This window comes from Massilia aerilata, assembly GCF_042656905.1.
In the GTDB taxonomy this organism is placed as follows: Bacteria; Pseudomonadota; Gammaproteobacteria; order Burkholderiales; family Burkholderiaceae_D; genus Telluria; species Telluria aerilata.
Genome location: NZ_JBHSMZ010000016.1, coordinates 551,218 through 571,201, shown reverse-complemented (window position 1 = coordinate 571,201; position 19,984 = coordinate 551,218). Strand labels below are relative to the sequence as shown.

Genomic DNA, 19,984 nt, shown 5'->3' with positions numbered 1-19,984 from the left:
AATTCCGCCAAGCAAGCTTAGCGAACGGATCATACCGCCAAAAAGCCGCCCGAAACCGCCGGCGCAAGCGAATCCCCCAGCAGAGGGGGTGTTTGCAACGCGCTTACAACGCGTAGTCGATGATCAGCGGCGCGTGGTCCGAGAAGCGCTCGTCCTTGTAGACCGAGACCGCGTGGGCGCGGCTGGCGATGCCCGGGGTGGCGACGTGGTAGTCGATGCGCCAGCCGACGTTCTTGGCCCAAGCCTGGCCGCGGTTGCTCCACCAGGTGTAATCGGCGGCCTCGGGCGCCACCACGCGGTGCACGTCCACCAGTCCCAGCTCGTCGAACAGGCGGGTCATCCAGGCGCGTTCTTCCGGCAGGAAGCCCGAATTCTTCTGGTTGCTCTTCCAGTTCTTGAGGTCGATTTCCTTGTGCGCGATGTTCCAGTCGCCGCAGATGACGACTTCGCGGCCCTCGGCCTTGAGTTCCTGCAGGTGCGGCAGGAACACGTCCATGAAGCGGAACTTGGCTTCCTGGCGCTCCGGCGAGGACGAGCCGGACGGGCAGTACACCGAGATCACGGTCAGGTCGCCGCAATCGACGCGGGTGTAGCGGCCTTCGTTGTCGAATTCGAGGCAGCCGAAACCGATCCTGGCGGCGTCCGGCCTGGTGCGGCTGTACACGCCGGTGCCGGAATAGCCCTTCTTCTCGGCGTAGTGGAAATGCCCGTGGTAGCCATGCGGCGCGAGGAATTCCTCGGTCATGTCGGCTTGCTGGGCTTTCAGCTCCTGCACGCAGATGAAGTCGGCGTTCTGGCTGGCGATCCAGTTGAAGAAGCCCTTCTTGTGGGCGGAGCGGATTCCGTTCAGGTTGGCGGAGATAATTCGTGGCATGGTCGAAAGAGAGAGGGCAGGGCGGATTGCGAAAACGAGAGTTTAACGCGTTTTCAGATTGCATTTCGGTAACTGTATGCGGATAACGACGCTTATCTGCAAGCCGCCCGGCCCAGCCCCGGCGGCGGTCCGCAGCTGCGCGGTTAAAATAAGCGCTTTACAGATTTCATCAGGGGTAAAGTCGTGGACAATCTGCGCCAGCAGTTCATTGCGTTTTCCGTCGAGGCCGAAGTACTGAAGTTCGGCCAGTTCCTCACCAAGGCCGGCCGCCAGTCGCCGTATTTCTTCAACGCCGGCATGTTCCACGACGGCGCCACGCTCGGCAAGCTGGCCCAGTTCTACGCCCAGACCCTGCTCGACTCCGGCATCGAATTCGACATGCTGTTCGGCCCCGCCTACAAGGGCATCACGCTGGCCTCCGCCACCGCGGTGGCGCTGGCCGCGAAAGGCCGCGACACTTCCTTCGCCTACAACCGCAAGGAAGCCAAGGACCACGGCGAAGGCGGCACCATCGTCGGCGCCCAGCTCAAGGGCAAGGTGGTGATCATCGACGACGTGATCTCGGCCGGCACCTCGGTGCGCGAATCCGTGGCCATGATCCGCGCCGCCGGCGCCGAGCCGGCCGCGGTGCTGATCGCGCTGGACCGCATGGAGCGCGGCGGCAAGGATGGCGTGCTGTCGCCGCTGTCGGCGGTGCAGGAAGTCAGCCAGAACTACGGCATTCCGGTGATCTCGATCGCCAACCTGGCCGACCTGTTTGCCTACCTGTCGGCGGATCCTTCGCTGGCGCAGCACAAGGATGCGGTGGCGGCATATCGCCAGCAGTACGGCGTCGTCTGAGGTCCTGACATGATTCCGGATCCGGTCCGCCGCGATATCCTCGACCGCCTGCATCGCGCCGAGGCGCAGCACGACGTCAAGGTCTTGCTGGCGGTCGAATCCGGCAGCAGGGCGTGGGGCTTCGCCTCGCCGAACAGCGACTACGATGCCCGCTTCATCTACGTCAACCGCCGCGACTGGTACCTGTCGGTCAGCCTGGAAGAGCAGCGTGACGTCATCGAGTATCCGATCGTCGACGAGATCGATATCAATGGCTGGGATTTGCGCAAGGCCTTGCGCCTGTTCTGGAAGTCGAATCCGGCCTTCGTCGAATGGATTCAATCGCCCATCGTCTACGCCGAATCCGGCGGCTTTGCGCAAGCCGTGCGCGCGTTGCTGCCCGAGGTGTATTCCTGCGAGCGCGGCATCCATCACTACCGCAGCATGGCGAAGACGAATTATCGCGGCTACCTCAAAGCCGACCGGGTCCCGCTGAAGAAGTATTTCTACGTGCTGCGGCCCTTGCTGGCGGTGCGCTGGCTCGAACGATACGGGACTGCGGCGCCCATCGAATTCCACAAGCTGCTGACTCTTGTCGTGGACCAGCCGGCGCTGATCGTTGCCATCAATGCGCTGCTCGAGCGCAAGCGGCAAGCGCCGGAGATGGGACTGTCGCCGCAGATCCCCGAAATTCACGCATTCATCGAGCGCGAACTGGAGCGGCTGGAGGCCATGAAGCCCGTGCGGCAGGAGCGCCAGGATGTCGTCCCTGGGCTGTCGCACCTGTTCCGCACCACGCTCGACGAGGCCTGGAAGGCCTAAGCGTTCACGCCGCCGCTTCCTGCGCCTGCCTGAAATGCGCCACCTGGTCCGCCAGCGCCTTCTTGAAAGCCGGCCGGGCCATGCAGCGGTCGCGGTAAGCCCGCACGCGGGCGTAGCGTTCCACCATCTCCATATTGTCCATCAGGCGCAGCACCGTCGTCATCAGGATGTCGGCCGCGCTGAAGTCCTTCGCCAGCCAATTCCGTCCCTCCAGCCAGTCGTCGAGGTCGCGCAGGCGCTTGTCCACCATCGCTTCCGTCGCCGGACGGGCGCCGGCGGCCCAGGGTTCGCCGGCGGCAAACACCACCAAGTTGACCAGGTTGCCGACGTAGGGCTCGACCGAATTCAGGGCCGCGAACATCCACATCGTCGCCCGCGCCCGCTCGTCCGCATCCAGCGGCAGCAAGGCAGGGCTGCGTTCGCCCAGGTGCAGCAGGATGGCGCCGCTCTCGAACAGCGTGAGGCCGCCGTCCTGCAGCACCGGGATCTGGCTGAAGGGCTGCTCGCGGCGGTAGGCGGGCGTGGCCGCTTCCTCGAACGCGAGCGCGCGGAGCAGGTAGGGCAGGCCGGCTTCTTCCAGCGCCCAGCGCACGCGCAGGTCGCGCACATAGCCGATGGCGAATTCGGGCACGCTGCGGAAAGTGGTCAGGGTAAGCATGTCGTCTCCTCCTTGTCATGTGATGGGAGCAGAATACGCGGATGCATAATATGTTCAAGAACATAATATTGGAGACAAACCATGCCTTACAGCAGCGAGCACAAGGCCCAGACCCGCGAACGCATCGTGCATGCGGCGCGCCGGCTGTTCAACCGCCACGGCTTCGAACAGGTGTCGATCGACCGCGTGATGCTCGATGCCGGCCTGACGCGCGGCGGCTTCTACCATCACTTCAAGAGCAAGGACGAGCTGTACGCGGCGGCCGTCGCCAGCTTCACCAGCTGTAATCCCTTCAAGCCCGATTTCAAGGACAGGCCGCCGCCCGAGCCGGCGCAGCTGGCGCGCATGCTGCTCGACGTCTACCTGTGCGACGAGGTGTTCGACAATACCGACCACCATTGCCCGCTGTACGCGTTGCCGGGCGACGTGGCGCGCGCCGGCCTGTCGCCGCAGAAGGCCTACACGCAGCTGATCCGCAACCTGACCGCGGTGTATGCGGCGGCACTGGAAGCCAGCCCGGACGGCGAGCAGCGGGCGCAGGCCATCGTGTCCTTGTGCGTGGGCGGGATGGTGCTGGCGCGGACCACGGACGATGCGGGGCTGCGGCGCTCGCTGCGTGGTGCGGCGCGGGCGCAGGCGCTGGCTTTGTTATCTGGCGTTTGAGCGGCCGGCGGGCGCCTCAAAGAAGTGCGTCAGAGACCTGGACCGCTTCGCGTGCGAGTCTGGACAGACGCTGGGCCTGCCGGCCGACATACGCTGCCAAGCGCGTGACGAACTCGCGTTCGCCCTCTTCGTAATCGCGCGACCCTGACAGGTCGGCCGCCGCGCTGTTCGCCGCGCTGGCGAGGCGTTCCGCTTCGCGGCGCATCAGTTTGCGGTCGATGCCGCAGCTCTGAGCAAAGGCGGCCATTTCAAAGGGCGTCACTTCGTCGAGGGTGAACGCATCGCCGAATGCCATCGCCAGATCGGTATCGAAGTGTGCGTATTGAACCACGCTCACCAGGTCATACCAGGGGGCAGGATCGAGATAGCCGCCAGGCCGGACGAAAAACGAGAAATTCTTGCCATGGGCATCGCTGTTCCCGATCAGGAACTGGAATAGCGCCCAGCGCAGCATCGCCAGCTTTGCCGTGGCTTTATTGGCGGTCAGCGCGCCGAGACCGAACAGGCGTTGGAAGCTCATGCCTTCGCGGATGTCGCGTACCGCAGCTTCCTTTCCCAGGTTCCGTTCGTACTTGTAGCTGACGGGCAGGTCGCAGGCCTGGCAGGCATCGACGATGTGCAGCCGGTCGACCCGGATGCCGCCGGCCTGTTCCTGCACGATGCGGTCGAAACGGCGCACGAGGAGCACGGGGCGGGGCGTGCGCAGCAGATGCACGTCCGCCACCGGCAAGCCGATGCGGCGCGCGAGCGTCATGCAGAAATGTTCGTTGACCGCGAGGTGGGGTAGCCTTGCCTGGCCCAGGTCCGGCTTGAGGATATGGGTCGAGGCCAGCTGAGGACCTTCGACCAGGAACAGGCGGCCGCCTTGTGCCGGCGGCGCGTCGAGGTAGACCAGCAGCTTGTCCTGTACGCCCGCAACCGACATGCGCACCTTGCCGTCCCAGACAGTGAAGGGCATTTCGCGGTCCGCGATGCGCGCGTTCAGCTCGTCCAACGGCACCTCCCGCATGCTGGTGTCAAGGGCAGCCATTGCATTGTCCGCGTCGCGGAATCGCAGGACGCCGGCGGTTTCGACACCCAGGGCGCGGATCAGGCCGAATACATTGGATTTGGCCAGGCCGTTCGACGCGACGGCGACATCGAGTGCATGACCTTCCGGCAGCAGGTGTTCGATGAAGCGCTTGATGGAGCGCGAGTCGAATCCCCGTTCAGGCGGCGTCAGAGGCAGGGTGGGGGATAGCGGATAGGCATTCGGGGCGTTCCGCCAGTCCCTGGCGTAATCCAGGGTCCAGGCGTCGGCCCGCGGATCGTGCCCGAGTTGGGCCATGAGCGGCTCGCCGGCGAAAACGTCGAGCCTGAAGTTCAAGTCCGGCTCCCGATGTCGCTTGCGGCAGCCGGTTCGGCGACGCGAGTCCAGGGATGTTCCTTGGGCACCACCATCAATGCCAAACCGAGACCGTCAAGAATCGCCAGCGCCTTGTCCAGCCGTACGCTGCCCTGGCCGTTCTCCAGGCGCGACATCAGGTCGACCGACACACCCAGCAAGCTGGCGGCGTCATCGATGCGCAATTGTTGTGCACGGCGGCGCTGGCGTACCAGCGGTCCCAGACTGCCCGCTTGAGTGAGAACGGTTGGTATAGTGTCCATGCCTTGTCCTATTTCGGATTTTCAGAAAATATAATGAATGCAGATGACTCGTCAACATAATTTCTTAAACTCCGAAACTATAAGTCGAAAGGAGGTCTACTGCGCTGAATTTCTGAAAATCCGAAATAAAACTGTTGAAATTTTCTATTCGTCGAGCTTGAGCACCATGAAGGACATGTTCTTCATCGCCGCCCCGGGCCGCCACGGCGGATTGATGACCGAAATGTCGTGGATGCCCATGCGGCCGAAATCCTCCAGCGAATAGGTCCAGCCCATCGTCTTCGGATCGTCGCGGTAGAGCTTCTGGTAGCGCTCCTGCTGGCCCAGCGTGACGTAGTCCGCGCGCACGCCCAGCGCCTTCAGGTAGGCCTGCTCCTTGACGGCGTCGCCCTTGATCGAGGCGTCGATCTGGTCGAGCATGGCCTGGCGCTCTTTCGGCGGCAGCGCGTCGAGCATCTTTTTCGTGGCCTCGTCGAAGCTGAAGGTGGTGCTGCTCAAACCACCGTGCAGGCCGATCACGGCGAAGTTGCTGACCACCTTATGCGCGCCGGCCGGGAACACGTAGTTGGCGCAGGACGACATGCAGTATTCCAGCACCTTCACGTCCAGCTTGTGGTCTTGCACCCACTTGCCCAGCGCCAGGCCCTCGGTCGTCGGGCCGCCGGGGCTGCGGATCGCCAGCGTGGCCGGCTTGTCCTTCAGGCTGTCGTAGAGAGCGAACAATCTGGCGTTCGCCTGTTCGTCGAGCGGGCCGACGTAATGCAGTTCGCCATGGTCGACAAAGACCTGGGTGGGGTCGGCGGCGCAGGCGAGGGAAGCGGTGAACAGGAGCGGCAGGAAAGCGGGAAGGGCAAGTTGGCGCATCGGTCAGTCCATCGGCAAGTGGAGCCACGATTATAGGCAGGCGCGATCTTGCGCAGGCTCACCAAATGTCACGCAGCGGGCATAAAAAAACCGGAGATTTCACATCCCCGGTTTTTTTACACTTGGCAAAAAAGCCGAAAAAATCAGCCCGCCAGCTTCTGCTTCAGCAGCTCCGTCACCTGGGCGGGATTGGCCTTGCCCTTGGACGCCTTCATGCATTGGCCGATCAGCGCATTGATCGCCGCTTCCTTGCCGGCGCGGTACTGCTCGACCGATTTCGCATTGGCGGCCAGGACTTCGTCGACGATGGCTTCGATCGTGCCGGTGTCCGAGATCTGCTTCAGGCCTTCGCGATCGATGATGGCGTCGGCCAGGTTCTCGTCTTCGGACTGCGCTTCCCACATCAGGCTGAACACCTTCTTGGCGGCGTTGTTCGAGATCGTACCGTCGGCGATGCGCTTCAGCAGCAGGGCCAGTTGCGAAGCCTCGACCGGCGAGTCGACGATGTCGAGGTCGGCGCGGTTCAGGGCCGAGGAGACGTCGCCCATCATCCAGTTGGCGGCGGCCTTGGCGTTTTCCTTGCCGGCCTTGGCGACCACCGCTTCGTAGTAGTTGGCCATGCCTTGCGAGCCGGTCAGGATCAGCGCATCGTATTCCGGCAGACCGTAATCCTTGATGAAGCGCTCGCGCATGGCGGCCGGCAGTTCCGGCATGTCGGCCTTGATGCGCTCGATCCAGTCCTGCGAGATCGCCAGCGGCGGCAGGTCCGGGTCCGGGAAGTAGCGGTAGTCCTGCGCGTCTTCCTTGGTGCGCATGGAGCGGGTCTCTTTCTTGTCCGGATCCCACAGGCGGGTAGCCTGGATCACCTTGCCGCCGTCTTCGATCAGCTCGATCTGGCGCCGCACTTCGTAGTGGATCGCCTCTTCCATGAAGCGGAAGGAGTTCAGGTTCTTGATCTCGCAGCGGGTGCCGAATTCCTTCTGGCCGACCGGGCGCACCGAGACGTTGACGTCGCAGCGGAAGGAACCCTCCTGCATGTTGCCGTCGCAGACGCCCAGCCACATCACCAGCGAGTGCAGGGCCTTGGCGTAGGCCACCGCTTCGTTCGCGCTGCGCATTTCCGGCTCGGAGACGATTTCCAGCAGAGGCGTGCCGGCGCGGTTCAGGTCGATGCCGCTCATGCCGGCATAGTCTTCGTGCAGCGATTTGCCGGCGTCCTCTTCCAGGTGGGCCCGGGTCAGGTTGATGGTGCTGGTGACCATCTTGCCGTCCTTCTCGTAGGCGAAGCTGAGGGTGCCGCCCTGGACCACCGGGTCCTCGAACTGGCTGATCTGGTAGCCCTTCGGCAGGTCGGGGTAGAAGTAGTTCTTGCGCGCGAAGACCGAGCGCGGCGCGATCTTCGCGCCGACCGCCAGGCCGAAGCGGATCGCGCGTTCGACCGCGCCGCGGTTCAGCACCGGCAGCACGCCCGGCAGCGCCAGGTCGACCGGGCTGGCCTGGGTGTTCGGCTCGGCGCCGAAGCGGATCGAGCTGCCGCTGAAGATTTTCGAATTGGTCGTGAGCTGGACGTGGTTCTCAAGACCGATGACGACTTCCCATTGCATAGTGTTCTCTCTCGTTAGGGGTCAGAGCCCGGTGTTGCTTTTCAAGGGGCTCTGACCCCGGTGTATGCCGTAACCGTGTTAAACACCATCCGGTGCGCGCGTATGCCAATCGGTCGCCTGCTGGTACTGGTGCGCGATGTTCAGCAGCTTGGCTTCGGCAAAATAATTACCGATGATCTGCAGGCCGACCGGGCGTTTCGCATTCTTCTCGCCCTGGCCGAAACCGACCGGGATAGACATGCCGGGCAGGCCCGCCAGGCTGGTCGACAGCGTGAAGATGTCGGCCAGGTAGTTGGCGACCGGGTCGTCCGATTTCGCGCCCAGGTCCCAGGCCACGGTCGGGGCCACCGGGCCCATGATGACGTCGCATTTGTCCTTGAAGGCGGCCTGGAAGTCGTCGGCGATCAAACGGCGGATCTTTTGTGCCTGCACGTAGTAGGCGTCGTAGTAGCCGTGGCACAGCACGTAGGTGCCGACCATGATGCGGCGCTGGACTTCCTTGCCGAAGCCTTCCGCGCGCGTTTTCTTGTACATGTCCTGCAGGTCCTTGTACTCCGGCGTGCGGTAGCCGTAGCGGACGCCGTCGAAGCGCGACAGGTTGGACGAAGCCTCGGCCGGGGCGATGATGTAGTAGACCGGGATCGACAGCGAAGTCTTCGGCAGCGAGATCTCGACCAGGGTCGCGCCCAGCTTCACGAACTCGTCCAGCGCGGCGCGCACGGCCTGCTCGACATCTTGCGCCAGGCCTTCGCCGAAGTACTCTTTTGGCACGCCGATGCGCAAGCCGAGGAGGGGCTTTTGACCCGGCGGCTTGCTCAGCTCGCGCGTGAAGTCTTCGCGCGCATTGCCCTGCTCGGCGGTGAGACTGGTCGAATCGCGTTCGTCGAAGCCGACCATCTCGTTCAGCAGCAGCGCGCAATCCTCGGCGGTGCGCGCCATCGGGCCGCCCTGGTCGAGCGAGGAGGCGAAGGCGATCATGCCGAAGCGCGACACGCGGCCGTAGGTCGGCTTGATGCCGGTGATGCCGCAGAAGGCGGCCGGCTGGCGGATCGAGCCGCCGGTGTCGGTGCCGGTCGCGGCCGGCGCCAGGCGCGCGGCGATCGCGGCGGCCGAACCGCCCGAGGAGCCGCCCGGCACGGCCAGCGTATCCCAGGGGTTCTTCACCGCGCCGAAGGCCGAGTTCTCGTTGGCCGAGCCCATCGCGAACTCGTCGCAATTCAGCTTGCCCAGCGTGACCATGCCGGCGTCGCCGAACTTCGTGACCACGGTCGCGTCGAACGGGCTGACGTAGTTGCCCAGCATTTTCGAGGCGGCGGTCGAGCGCCAGCCCTTGGTGACGAAGATGTCCTTGTGCGCGATCGGGATGCCGGTCAGCGCGCCGGCCGAGCCTTCGGCGAAGCGCGCATCGGCCGCCTTGGCCTGGGCCAGGGACAGCTCGGCGTCGACGTGCAGGAAGGCGTTGTGCTGGCTCGCGGCGATGCGGTCCAGGTAGTGGCGGGTCAGCTCGGTCGACGAAATCTGTTTCGAATGCAGGAGCGTCGAGAGCTCTTTAATGGTCTTGTTATGCATAATCTGTGGGATCCCGGCTTTGTTATTCGATGACTTTCGGCACCAGGTACAAACCGTCCTGGGCTTTCGGGGCCGGCGCCTGGTAGTCGGCGCGGTGGTCTTCCTCGGACACCACGTCGTCGCGCAGGCGCAGCGGCAGCGCGAGGATGGCGGACAGGGGCTGGGCCAGCGGCTCGACGCCGGCGGTATCGACCGCCTGCATCTGCTCGGCGAGGGCGAAAATGCCGTTCAGTTCGTTCAGGGCGATCTCGGCGTGAGCTTCGTCCATATCGAGCTGGGCCAGGTTGGCAATCCGTTTTACGTCTGAGAGAGTCAGGGACATGGCATGGGGCGCGGCTCGAAGCCGCGGTCAAAGATGGTTGTGCGAATAATGAAATTTGGTTAACGGCGTGCTAAAGCTGATAAATGCTTGCTAATGCCGTCGAACTCGCAGGCTGATATAGGGGCGAATCCACCCGTTTTTCAGCGTTTAACCGGCAAATTATAAGGTAGAATGGCGGGCTAATGCGTTCTCCGGCGCCGAAAGCAGACGGACCGCGCATGAAAGCCCGCGGTGCGGATTCATCAATCGCGGCGAGGATTCCCCGATTAATGTTTGGGATCTCGATCTTCGAGGTCCGCTTTAGGCGCACTTGGATGCGCATCAGGACACACATGTTTGGTTTTGTTACGCAGCTTTTTTCGAACGATCTGGCGATCGACCTGGGTACCGCGAATACCCTGATCTATGTCCGCGGCCAGGGCATCGTGCTGGATGAACCATCGGTCGTCGCGATCCGCCAGGAAGGCGGTCCCAACGGCAAGAAGACGATCCAGGCGGTCGGCAAGGAAGCGAAGCAGATGCTGGGCAAGGTGCCCGGCAATATCGAAGCGATCCGTCCGATGAAGGATGGCGTGATCGCCGACTTCACCGTCACCGAGCAGATGCTCAAGCAGTTCATCCGCATGGTGCACGACTCCAAATTCCTGCGCCCGTCGCCCCGCATCATCATCTGCGTGCCTTGCGGTTCGACCCAGGTCGAGCGCCGCGCGATCCGCGAATCGGCGCTCGGCGCCGGCGCCCGCCAGGTCTACCTGATCGAAGAGCCGATGGCGGCCGCGATCGGCGCCGGCCTGCCGGTATCGGAAGCGACCGGTTCGATGGTGGTCGACATCGGCGGCGGCACCACCGAAGTCGGCATCATCTCGCTGGGCGGCATGGTCTACAAGGGCTCGGTGCGCGTGGGCGGCGACAAGTTCGACGAAGCGATCGTCAACTACATCCGCCGCAACTACGGCATGCTGATCGGCGAGCAGACCGCCGAGTCGATCAAGAAGGCCATCGGTTCGGCCTTCCCGGGCTCCGAAGTCAAGGAAATGGAAGTCAAGGGCCGCAACCTGTCCGAAGGCATTCCGCGTTCCTTCACCATCTCCAGCAACGAGATCCTGGAAGCCCTGACCGACCCGCTGAACAACATCGTCTCCGCCGTCAAGAACGCGCTCGAGATGGCCCCGCCGGAACTGGGCGCGGACATCGCCGAGAAGGGCATGATGCTGACCGGCGGCGGCGCGCTGCTGCGCGACCTGGACCGCCTGCTGATGGAAGAAACCGGCCTGCCGGTGCTGGTCGCGGAAGATCCGCTGACCTGCGTGGTGCGCGGTTCGGGCATGGCGCTCGAGCGCATGGACAAGCTGGGTTCGATCTTCTCGTACGAGTAAGCCGGCCGCATGGACGACGCCGATCAGGCGCGCGCATTCTTGCGCGTGCCCGATTCGCGTTTGATTTAGTGATTGGAAGTCATGGAATACAGTCCTCCGCCGCTCTTCAAGCAAGGCGCTCCCGCCAGGGTCAAGGTGACGGTGTTCGCACTCATCTCGATCGTACTGCTTGTCGTCGACGCGCGGTTTCATGCGCTCACCGCCGTGCGCCAGGTCGCGGGCACGGTGCTTTATCCTTTCCAGATGCTTGCCCTGATGCCGCGCGACGCGATGAGCAATATGGGCAACTATTTCTCCTCGATTTCCGCGCTGCAGAAGGAAGTCCGCGACCTCAAGAGCCAGCAGGTGGCGATGGCCCAGGCCATGCAGCAGGCCCAGCTCCAGATGGCCGAGAACGGCCACCTGCGCAAGCTGATGGATGCGCGCGAACACCTGCCGGTGCGCTCGATGATGAGCGAGATCCTGTATGACGCCCGCGACCCCGCCACCCGCCGCGTGGTGCTCGACCGCGGCTCGCAGAACGGCGTCAAGCCCGGCCTGCCCGTGATCGACAACGCCGGCGTGGTCGGCCAGGTCACGCGCGTGTTCCCGTTCACCTCGGAGGTCACGCTGCTGACCGACAAGGAGCAGGCGATTCCGGTGCAGGTGCTGAGGAACGGCCTGCGCAGCGTCGCCTACGGCCGCGGCCAGTCCGGCCAGCTGGACCTGCGCTTCGTCGCGCCGAACGCCGACATCCAGGTCGGCGACGTGCTGGTCACCTCCGGCCTGGACGGCATGTACCCGGCCGGCCTGGCGGTGGCCAAGGTGAGCCAGGTCGAGAGCGTGGCGCAAGGCGCCTTCGGACGCGTGGTGTGCCAGCCGCTGGCCGGCATCGATCGCCACCGCCAGCTCCTGATCGTGATGTCGGACCAGCCGGCCCAGCCGCGCCCGGCCGCGGAAGCGCCCAAACCCAACGGCAACAGCAGCTCGCGCCGCAACCTGCCGAAGATGGCGCCGATCCCGCTGCCGCCGCCGCCCGCGCAGCCGCTGCCGCCGGCCGTGCAGCCTGCCCAGCAGGCGGGCCAGCCGCCGGCCGCCGGCACGGCGCCGGGCGCCGCAGCGGCCGCACCCGCGGCCGCTGCGCCCGCCACGCAGAACCGCGCGCCCGTACCGGCGCCGGCACGCGTCACACCGCCCGCAGCCAAACCGGCCGCGGCCCGTACCGGGGAGGGCGACTGATGCCCCGTCCGCACTACATCCTGCTGCCGGTCAGCCCGCTGTTCATCGCGTTCAGCCTGATCTGCGCCTTCATGCTCAACCTGATGCCCTGGGGCCGCTGGGTCGGCGCGCCGGACTTCGTCGCGCTGGTGCTGGTCTTCTGGGGCATCCACCAGCCGCGCAAGGTTGGCATCGGCATCGCCTTTTCGATGGGCCTGCTGATGGACGTGCACGACGCCACGCTGCTCGGCGAAAACGCGCTGGCCTACACGCTGCTATCCTATCTGGCGATCATGATCCATCGCCGTGTGCTGTGGTTCCCGCTGGTGACCCAGGCGATCCACGTGTTCCCGCTGCTGCTGCTGACGCAGGCGATCCAGGTGATGGTGCGCTTCATCGTCACCGGGCGCTTCCCGGGCTGGCTGCAATTCATCGAGAGCCTGATCGCGGTGGCCCTGTGGCCGGTCGTCACCTGGCTGCTGCTGGCGCCGCAACGCCGCGCGGTCGATAAAGACCACACGCGCCCCATCTGATTTTGTCGAATGACCGAGATTAAAGACAGCGATCGCGAGATCCACCACTTCCGCATGCGCCTCTCGGCGCTGGTGGTGCTCGTGTTCATCTGCTTCGGCCTGCTGGTGGCCCGCTTCGTCTGGCTGCAGGTGGTCAAGCACGACCAGTACATGGCCCAGGCCGAGGACAACCGCATCGCGCTGGTGCCGATCGTCCCCAACCGCGGCCTGATCCTGGACCGCAACGGGGTGGTCCTGGCCAGTAACTACTCGGCCTACACGCTCGAGATCACGCCCTCGAAACTGGAGGCCAACCTCGATTCCGTGATCGACGAGCTGGCCAAGCTGGTGACGATCGAAGCCAAGGACCGCAAGCGTTTCAGGCGCCTGCTGGAAGAGTCGAAGAATTTTTCCAGCGTGCCGATCCGCACCCGCCTGAGCGACGACGAGGTGGCGCGCTTCACCGCGCAGCGCTTCCGCTTTCCCGGCGTCGAGGTGCAGGCGCGCCTGTTCCGCCAGTACCCGCTGGGCGAGATCGCTTCCCACGTGCTGGGCTATATCGGCCGCATCAACCAGGCCGAGGCCAAGGTCATCGAAAACGGCGACGACGCCGCCAACTACAACGGCACCGACCATATTGGCAAGGAAGGCCTGGAGAAGAGCTACGAGCGCCAGCTGCACGGCCAGACCGGCTACGAGGAAGTCGAACGCTCGGCCGGCGGGCGCGCGATCCGCACCCTGTCGCGCACGCCGCCGGTGCCGGGCACCAACCTGGTCTTGTCGATCGACATCGAGCTGCAGAAGGTGATCGAGGAAGCCTTCGGCGACTTCCGCGGCGCGCTGGTCGCGATCGAACCGGAAACCGGCGACGTGCTGGCCTACGTGTCGCGGCCCGGCTTCGACCCCAACCTGTTCGTCGACGGCATCGACTCGCAAAGCTGGAATGAGTTGAATACCTCGCTCGACCGTCCGCTGATGAACCGTCCGCTGTCCGGCACTTATCCGCCCGGCTCGACCTTCAAGCCCTTCATGGCCCTGGCCGCGCTGGAACTCGGCAAGCGCCGTCCGGAGCAGGGCATCAGCGACCCCGGCTTCTTCATGCTGGGCGGGCACCGCTTCAACGACGACAAGCCGGGCGGCCACGGCTACATCGACATGTACCGCTCGATCGTGATGTCCTGCGACACCTACTACTACCAGCTCGGCAACGACCTGGGCATCGACGCCATCAGCGGCTTCATGAAGCAGTTCGGCTTCGGTTCGCCGACCGGCATCGACCTCGAACACGAGAAGGGCGGCGTGCTGCCGTCGCAGGAATGGAAGCGCGAGCGCTTCAAGCGCAACCGCGCGGCCCAGAAGTGGGTGGGCGGCGACACCATCTCGATCAGCATCGGCCAGGGCTTCAACAGCTACACCATGCTGCAGCTGGCGCACGCGGTGGCCACCCTGGCCAACAACGGCGTGATCATGAAGCCGCACCTGGTCAAGATCCTCGAAGACGGCGGCACCCACCAGCGCACGCTGACGGTGGCGAAGGAGTCGGGCCGTATCCCGCTGAAGCAGGAAAACATCGACACCATCAAGCACGCGATGGTGGGCGTGATGACCGACCCGAGCGGCACCGGCCGCCTGGCCTTCCGCGATGCCCAGTACACGGCCGGCGGCAAGACCGGTACCGCCCAGGTGGTCGGCCTGAAGGGCGCCAAGTACAACCACAACATGACGCCGGAACGCCTGCGCGACAACGCGCTGTTCACCGCCTTCGCGCCGGCCGACAAGCCGAAGATCGCGATCGCGATGGTGGTCGAGAACGCCGGCTTCGGCGCGCAATATGCGGCGCCGATCGCGCGCAAGGCGCTCGACTACTACCTGCTCGGCAAGCGCCCGGGCGAGAAGGCCAGGCCGGTGCCGAGCGCCGCCGTGCAGAAGGAAGACCTGGCGGTGCCGGAAGAGGCGTTCGGTCCGAACGCGGGCCAGCCCAAGCCGCCGGGCGGCGAAACCCCTGGCAACAAGGAGTAAGCGATGCCAGCCCATATCCCTGAACGGCGTTCGCTGAGCCGGCGCCTGAAACCCTATCTGCTGGTGTTCGACGGCCCGCTGGCCCTGATCCTGTTCCTGCTGTTCTCGGTCGGCACCCTGACCATGAGCTCGGCCGGCCACGACTTCCCGGGCCGCATGGAAGGGCAGATGCGCAACATCCTGCTGTCCTTCACCGTGATGTGGATCGCGGCGAACATTCCGCCGCAGATGCTGCTGCGGCTTGCGGTGCCCATCTATACCTTCGGCGTCACCTTGCTGGTGGCGGTGGCGCTGTTCGGCACCATCAAGAAGGGCGCGCGGCGCTGGCTGCACGTCGGCGTCGACATCCAGCCTTCCGAGATCCTGAAGATCGCCACGCCGCTGATGCTGGCCTGGTATTTCCAGACCCGGGCCGGCTTCATGAAGTGGCAGAACTTCATTGTCGCCGCGATCCTGCTGGTCATCCCCTTCGGCCTGATCGCCAAGCAGCCCGACCTCGGCACCGCGCTGCTGGTGGGCGCGTCCGGCTTCTACGTGATCTTCCTGGCCGGCCTGTCGTGGAAGGCCCTGGTGGGCCTGTTCGCGGCCGGTGCAGCCAGCCTGCCGGTGGCCTGGTCGATGATGCACGACTACCAGCGCGACCGCGTGATGACGCTGATCGACCCGACCTCGGACCCGCTGGGCAAGGGCTTCCACATCATCCAGTCGACCATCGCGATCGGCTCCGGCGGCGTGAGCGGCAAGGGCTATTTGAAGGGCACCCAGGCCTACCTGGAGTTCATTCCCGAGCGCACCACCGACTTCATCTTCTCGGTGTACTCCGAGGAATTCGGCCTGATCGGTAACCTGGTGTTACTGTTCTTGTATTTGCTGCTCATCGGGCGCAGCATGATGATCGCTGCAAATGCCCCGAACCTGTTCACGCGCCTGCTGGCCGGCGCCGTGTCCATGATGTTCTTCACTTATTGCTTTATCAACATGGGTATGGTCAGTGGGATCCTGCCCGTGGTCGGCGTTCCGCTTCCATTCATGAGCTATGGCGGTACTGCCCTGATTACGTTGGGGCTCTGCAGTGGTATATTGATGAGCATTCAAAGACACCGCAAACTGGTGCAGACCTGACATGAAAGAGAACGCGATGGCCGTTCGCGCAGTGCGAGGCCGATTTTTGCCAGCGGTCATCGCGTTGGCATCCGCAACGCTGATGACCGGCTGCAGTACCACCACCGAGACCGGCGAACACAAAAGCCTGATCCCGCTGCCCTGGAAGCACAAGGTGACCACGCGGCACGGCGACATCGATCCCAGCCTGCCCAAGCTGCCCGCAGCCGGTTCCGGCCGCGGCGGCTACTACCAGGACGACGGCCCCGGCGACAATCCGCCGGCCGGCCTGCGCGACCTGCCGGATGCCGTGGTCAAGTACGAGCCCTACGCCAAGTTCGCCAACAAGCCGTACGCGGTGTTCGGCCAGACCTACACGCCGCTGCTCAACGACGAACCCTTTACCCAGCGCGGCGTGGCCAGCTGGTACGGCGTGAAATTCCACGGCCAGCGCACCTCCTCGGGCGAAGCCTACGACATGTACAAGATGACGGCCGCGCACCCGACGCTGCCGATTCCATCCTACGCGCGCGTGACGAGCCTGGATTCCGGCAAGTCGGTGGTGGTGCGCATCAACGACCGCGGTCCCTTCCACTCGGACCGCATCGTCGACGTCTCGTACACGGCGGCGCTCAAGCTCGGCCTGCTGGGCAAGGGCAGCCACCAGGTCGAGATCGAGCGCCTGTTCCCGGACGATCCGACCCGCATCGCCACCGTGCGCCGCGCCGCGACCTCGGCCGCGCAAGCTGCGCCGGCGCCGTCGGAAATCGCCGCGCTGATGCTGGAAGACCGCGTGGCGATGGACAGCGCCGCGGTGGCGCGTCCGCAAGCGGCCGCCGTCAAGGCCGCGCCGGCATCCGGCTACTACCTGCAGCTGGGCGCTTACGGACGTGAAGGCAAGGCCGAAGAGATCGGCGAGATGCTGAAGAAATCCGGCGTGTCGCCGGCGCTCGAAGTGGTGCGATCGGGTTCCGTCAATCGCCTCTACAGCGGGCCGTTCGAGACGCGGGCGATGGCGCAGGAGGCGATGCGTGCGCTGCCTTCGTCGCTGGGTCTGAAGCCTATCGTCGTGCGGCGCTGAACCTTGCTGCGGCTCGCGCGTATTCAGGCGCTGGAGCCGGGCAGGCGTCGAACATTCGGGAAGGCGTCGGTCTGGAGCCAGTGCTTGAAGCGTATGATCTGCCGCGTCGAGTGGCGATCGCCGAGCCGTGTCGAAAGAAGGCGCATTATTCCATCCTCTGTAAAGCCGCGAAATCTCTTCCCGGGAACGACACCATACTCGCCGCCGAGTTGCCGGCGTTCGCGTTCCGTCATTGCCTGGCCTAGAATGCCAGTCAGATCGGATTCGGCTACCCAGATGGTGTCGTTCACAAGGAAGAAACGAATCCGCCGCGCATCAAAGCTGTAATACTTTCCTTGCAAGGCGCCACGCCCCGCACGCTCGGAGAATCCAATCCATCCTGTCGCAAGATCCATGAACATCGGTGCGCAAAGCCACGCCATCAACGGTGCGCAGGCCAGGGCAAGGACGACGGCGAATGCGAGATGCAACTGTTTCAGGTACTGAAACGCAAACACAAGCGCGACCGCGAGGATGATGGTGATCAGGTAACGCTGCATGTATAAATCATCGCTTGTGAAAATTGCTGACGATGTTCCCTCTTTGCCAGCTGCGGCCTATTGGTTGAGGTTGCTTTTAACCCACGGCAGACCTCACTGCCGAAATTTCCACCATGGCTTCCCTGTGTTGGCCAGGTCTGATGCGGCGGTGTGCCGTTGTTCTTCAATGCATAGTTGAGGTAATTCCCATCACAAGTAATGGTCAGTCGGCCGTTGTCCCAGCGCGCTGGAGAACAGCCAATCGCTTCCTTCACGAGCGAATGAAGAAGCGGGGTGTAAATGCGATGCCACCCGCCGATTTACACCAGAGGCGATTGGCTTATTTCGTCTTCGCCAGCACGCCGTCTACCCAGGCCAAAATCTGCGGCGCGTTATCGTTCAACCCGCTGCGCACCGCCACCACTTTAGCGTCTGGCCCGACCACCAGCAGCAGCGGGTACGACTTCACCTTCAGGCTCTTGATGTAGGTATCGGCCTCTGCCAGCACGGGCCATCCCAGTTTGCGCTGCTGCACAAACGCCTTGGCATCGCCCATGCTGTCGAAGGTCAGCGCAAGAAAGCCCATGTCCGGATGGGCCTTGGCCAGTGCGTTTAACTGCGGCACCTCGTGGATGCAAGGCCCGCACTCCGCGAAGTAGAAGCTCAGAACGCTGTAGCGCCCGCGCAGGCTCTTGCTGTTGACGACCTGGCCGTCCAGCCCCTTCAATGCGAACGTCGGCAGCGTATCGCCCACCTTGAGCACGACCGGTGCGGCAGCCAGCTTCGGCTTTTCGTTCGGATCGTTCCGCCGCAGCACCATATCGATGGTGCCGTCCGCGTTCTTGTGCTTGTCGATGTTAAAGGAGCCCGGCAAGGCCATGAACTGCTCCTCGGTCACGGCCTTGCCGTGCATGTCGAGCAGAGTGATCTTGTGCGCTTCCTTCAAATTGAGCATTTGCCCCATCTGGGAATCGACAAGTGGACCGGCAAAACAAGGCAAGGCCAGGCAAGCGGCCCCGCTGAGGACAAAGCGTTGGAAAATGTTTACGAGCATATGTCGATGAATTGTGAAGGCACGGCATGTTGGCAAACTATCCTGGCACGTCCCGCTGAACTTTTTCATTACTGAGCTTCGTAGCAATAAATGTTAGTCCGCGTAAGGTGCACTCCTGACCGTACTCGGCCTTCGCCCAGCTTAGCAGTTTGCTTCGCAGGAAAAGTCACGGACTGTCACGACCGGCCGCGTCGAGCTGCCTCTGCATGATGTCTTTCGCCACCGTCAGCGCATCGGCGGGCCGCGCCGGCATATCGGGTGTTATCCCCGAGCCTTCCCAGTTCGTGTGCGTGATCGGATTGATGGGGCGGCTGTCCGGGATGGCGGCAAAAAAGTGGTCCCCCAGGCGATGCAAGGCGATGGGGTTTGCAGCGCCAAGAGTACGTTCGCCGATCACCGTGGCGCGTTTCAACGCATGCATCGTATAAGTGAAGTCTTCGGCTCCCGACGCCGTAACACGGTTGACGAGGATCGCGACCGGCTTCTTGCTGCCATAACGTTTACCGGCGAGTGTGTTTTGGGTCCATGTCTGCCTCGTCTGGCCGGAATCGCGCGACCAGAAGTCGTTGAGGCGTGTGGGACGGTCGACGAAATAACTGATCAGCAGAGCCACCGATTCGGCGGAGCCGCCGTGGTTGTCGCGCAGGTCGACGATGAGCGCGTCGGTATCGGACAGCTTGTTCATCGCCGAAGCATACTTCTCCGCTACAAGGGAAGGGGGTGGAAATGTCGATATCTTCAGGTAGCCAATCGCAGGACTCAAATGATCGACATTGTCGAGGCCATCGTTGTGGTGCAGGGTCGCCTGCGACAGCGCATTTGTCATGAGCGCGCGGCCGGGGCGCAGGGGCTTGGGGCTGAACTTCACTTTCATGTGTAGATCGTGCGCCACGGAAGCCATGTCAGCCGTGAGCTGTGCGGCAAATTGCTCGCCATCGGTCACCGTGTCGTACTTGCCGTCATGCTGCTTCTTTCGTAGCAGCGCTTCTATCCGTTTTGCAGTCTCGGGGAAAACGTAGTGCTGGTTTAGCCGGCCAAGCAGCGTATCGATTGTTTGTGCGCGCGTGGCGCCGTCGGCCACTGGTTCGGGAAGATATCGTTGGTACAGCTCTGGCATGGCAATCAAGGTGCCAGTTAGCGCTAGCGACAGCACGAATACCAGGACCAGAGCGTTTCTTTTCAAGTTTTGCTCCCATCGCGAAAGAGGCAGGCGGATATAAAACAAGCTGTAGCACACAGGATAGCGGCTTTCGCAGCGAACAGATTCTCGGATTGTCACAAGCC

The 19,984-nt window shown here is 63.7% G+C and carries 20 protein-coding genes; 9 read left to right on the top strand and 11 right to left on the bottom strand.

The window, feature by feature from the left end; translation table 11 throughout:
* Positions 1 to 103 precede the first annotated feature (103 nt).
* On the bottom strand, positions 104 to 874 hold the full coding sequence (locus tag ACFPO9_RS22110; RefSeq protein WP_379774981.1) for an exodeoxyribonuclease III: 771 nt from the start codon (positions 872 to 874) through the stop codon (positions 104 to 106).
* 183 nt (positions 875 to 1,057) lie between these two features.
* Between ACFPO9_RS22110 and pyrE the strand changes: the two genes are divergently transcribed.
* Positions 1,058 to 1,714, top strand: a complete 657-nt coding sequence (pyrE, locus tag ACFPO9_RS22105; protein WP_379774978.1) for an orotate phosphoribosyltransferase — start codon at positions 1,058 to 1,060, stop codon at positions 1,712 to 1,714.
* A gap of 9 nt (positions 1,715 to 1,723) precedes the next feature.
* Positions 1,724 to 2,515 carry a nucleotidyltransferase domain-containing protein gene (locus ACFPO9_RS22100; RefSeq protein WP_379774975.1) on the top strand — a complete coding sequence of 264 codons (792 nt, stop codon included), beginning with the start codon at positions 1,724 to 1,726 and terminating at the stop codon, positions 2,513 to 2,515.
* Between the two features lie 4 nt (positions 2,516 to 2,519).
* Here the strand turns inward: ACFPO9_RS22100 and ACFPO9_RS22095 are convergent, their stop codons facing one another.
* Entirely contained in the window at positions 2,520 to 3,173 is a 654-nt protein-coding gene (locus ACFPO9_RS22095; RefSeq protein WP_379774972.1) for a glutathione S-transferase family protein, read from the bottom strand.
* Positions 3,174 to 3,254: 81 nt separating this feature from the next.
* On the opposite strand from ACFPO9_RS22095, the gene ACFPO9_RS22090 reads away from it, so the two are divergent.
* Positions 3,255 to 3,836, top strand: coding sequence for a TetR/AcrR family transcriptional regulator (locus ACFPO9_RS22090; protein ID WP_379774970.1), 582 nt, complete (start codon positions 3,255 to 3,257; stop codon positions 3,834 to 3,836).
* Positions 3,837 to 3,852: 16 nt separating this feature from the next.
* Here ACFPO9_RS22090 and ACFPO9_RS22085 read toward each other — a convergent pair whose 3' ends face one another.
* From ACFPO9_RS22085 to gatC, 6 genes are all read right to left on the bottom strand, one after another.
* Positions 3,853 to 5,202, bottom strand: a complete 1,350-nt coding sequence (locus ACFPO9_RS22085) for a HipA domain-containing protein (RefSeq protein WP_379774967.1) — start codon at positions 5,200 to 5,202, stop codon at positions 3,853 to 3,855.
* Complete coding sequence (locus ACFPO9_RS22080) at positions 5,199 to 5,483, bottom strand: helix-turn-helix domain-containing protein (protein WP_379774964.1); 285 nt, start codon at positions 5,481 to 5,483, stop codon at positions 5,199 to 5,201. The genes ACFPO9_RS22085 and ACFPO9_RS22080 overlap by 4 nt, the downstream gene beginning before the upstream one ends.
* A gap of 144 nt (positions 5,484 to 5,627) precedes the next feature.
* The gene (locus ACFPO9_RS22075) at positions 5,628 to 6,347 is read right to left on the bottom strand and encodes a hypothetical protein (protein ID WP_379774961.1); all 720 of its coding nucleotides are present in this window, start codon (positions 6,345 to 6,347) and stop codon (positions 5,628 to 5,630) included.
* Positions 6,348 to 6,490: 143 nt separating this feature from the next.
* Complete coding sequence (gene gatB, locus ACFPO9_RS22070) at positions 6,491 to 7,951, bottom strand: Asp-tRNA(Asn)/Glu-tRNA(Gln) amidotransferase subunit GatB (RefSeq protein ID WP_379774958.1); 1,461 nt, start codon at positions 7,949 to 7,951, stop codon at positions 6,491 to 6,493.
* A gap of 78 nt (positions 7,952 to 8,029) precedes the next feature.
* Positions 8,030 to 9,520, bottom strand: coding sequence for an Asp-tRNA(Asn)/Glu-tRNA(Gln) amidotransferase subunit GatA (gatA, locus tag ACFPO9_RS22065; RefSeq protein WP_379774955.1), 1,491 nt, complete (start codon positions 9,518 to 9,520; stop codon positions 8,030 to 8,032).
* A gap of 22 nt (positions 9,521 to 9,542) precedes the next feature.
* The gene (gene gatC, locus ACFPO9_RS22060; protein WP_379774953.1) at positions 9,543 to 9,842 is read right to left on the bottom strand and encodes an Asp-tRNA(Asn)/Glu-tRNA(Gln) amidotransferase subunit GatC; all 300 of its coding nucleotides are present in this window, start codon (positions 9,840 to 9,842) and stop codon (positions 9,543 to 9,545) included.
* Positions 9,843 to 10,174: 332 nt separating this feature from the next.
* On the opposite strand from gatC, the gene ACFPO9_RS22055 reads away from it, so the two are divergent.
* The 6 genes from ACFPO9_RS22055 to ACFPO9_RS22030 all read left to right on the top strand — a co-directional run bounded on the left by ACFPO9_RS22055 (position 10,175) and on the right by ACFPO9_RS22030 (position 17,128).
* Positions 10,175 to 11,218 (top strand): rod shape-determining protein, encoded by a 1,044-nt coding sequence (locus tag ACFPO9_RS22055; RefSeq protein ID WP_047827025.1) that lies wholly within the window; start codon positions 10,175 to 10,177, stop codon positions 11,216 to 11,218.
* Between the two features lie 81 nt (positions 11,219 to 11,299).
* Complete coding sequence (gene mreC / locus ACFPO9_RS22050) at positions 11,300 to 12,436, top strand: rod shape-determining protein MreC (protein ID WP_379774951.1); 1,137 nt, start codon at positions 11,300 to 11,302, stop codon at positions 12,434 to 12,436.
* Positions 12,436 to 12,948 carry a rod shape-determining protein MreD gene (mreD, locus tag ACFPO9_RS22045; RefSeq protein ID WP_379774949.1) on the top strand — a complete coding sequence of 171 codons (513 nt, stop codon included), beginning with the start codon at positions 12,436 to 12,438 and terminating at the stop codon, positions 12,946 to 12,948. The genes mreC and mreD overlap by 1 nt, the downstream gene beginning before the upstream one ends.
* A 9-nt stretch (positions 12,949 to 12,957) precedes the next feature.
* Entirely contained in the window at positions 12,958 to 14,946 is a 1,989-nt protein-coding gene (gene mrdA, locus ACFPO9_RS22040) for a penicillin-binding protein 2 (protein WP_379774947.1), read from the top strand.
* A gap of 3 nt (positions 14,947 to 14,949) precedes the next feature.
* Complete coding sequence (gene rodA, locus ACFPO9_RS22035; RefSeq protein ID WP_379774945.1) at positions 14,950 to 16,068, top strand: rod shape-determining protein RodA; 1,119 nt, start codon at positions 14,950 to 14,952, stop codon at positions 16,066 to 16,068.
* An 82-nt stretch (positions 16,069 to 16,150) separates the two neighbouring features.
* The gene (locus tag ACFPO9_RS22030) at positions 16,151 to 17,128 is read left to right on the top strand and encodes a septal ring lytic transglycosylase RlpA family protein (protein ID WP_379774943.1); all 978 of its coding nucleotides are present in this window, start codon (positions 16,151 to 16,153) and stop codon (positions 17,126 to 17,128) included.
* 23 nt (positions 17,129 to 17,151) lie between these two features.
* Here ACFPO9_RS22030 and ACFPO9_RS22025 read toward each other — a convergent pair whose 3' ends face one another.
* From ACFPO9_RS22025 to ACFPO9_RS22015, 3 genes are all read right to left on the bottom strand, one after another.
* Entirely contained in the window at positions 17,152 to 17,667 is a 516-nt protein-coding gene (locus ACFPO9_RS22025) for a hypothetical protein (protein ID WP_379774940.1), read from the bottom strand.
* A 319-nt stretch (positions 17,668 to 17,986) separates the two neighbouring features.
* The gene (locus ACFPO9_RS22020; RefSeq protein ID WP_379774938.1) at positions 17,987 to 18,601 is read right to left on the bottom strand and encodes a TlpA family protein disulfide reductase; all 615 of its coding nucleotides are present in this window, start codon (positions 18,599 to 18,601) and stop codon (positions 17,987 to 17,989) included.
* Between the two features lie 265 nt (positions 18,602 to 18,866).
* Positions 18,867 to 19,883 (bottom strand): S41 family peptidase, encoded by a 1,017-nt coding sequence (locus ACFPO9_RS22015; protein ID WP_379774935.1) that lies wholly within the window; start codon positions 19,881 to 19,883, stop codon positions 18,867 to 18,869.
* Positions 19,884 to 19,984 lie beyond the last annotated feature (101 nt).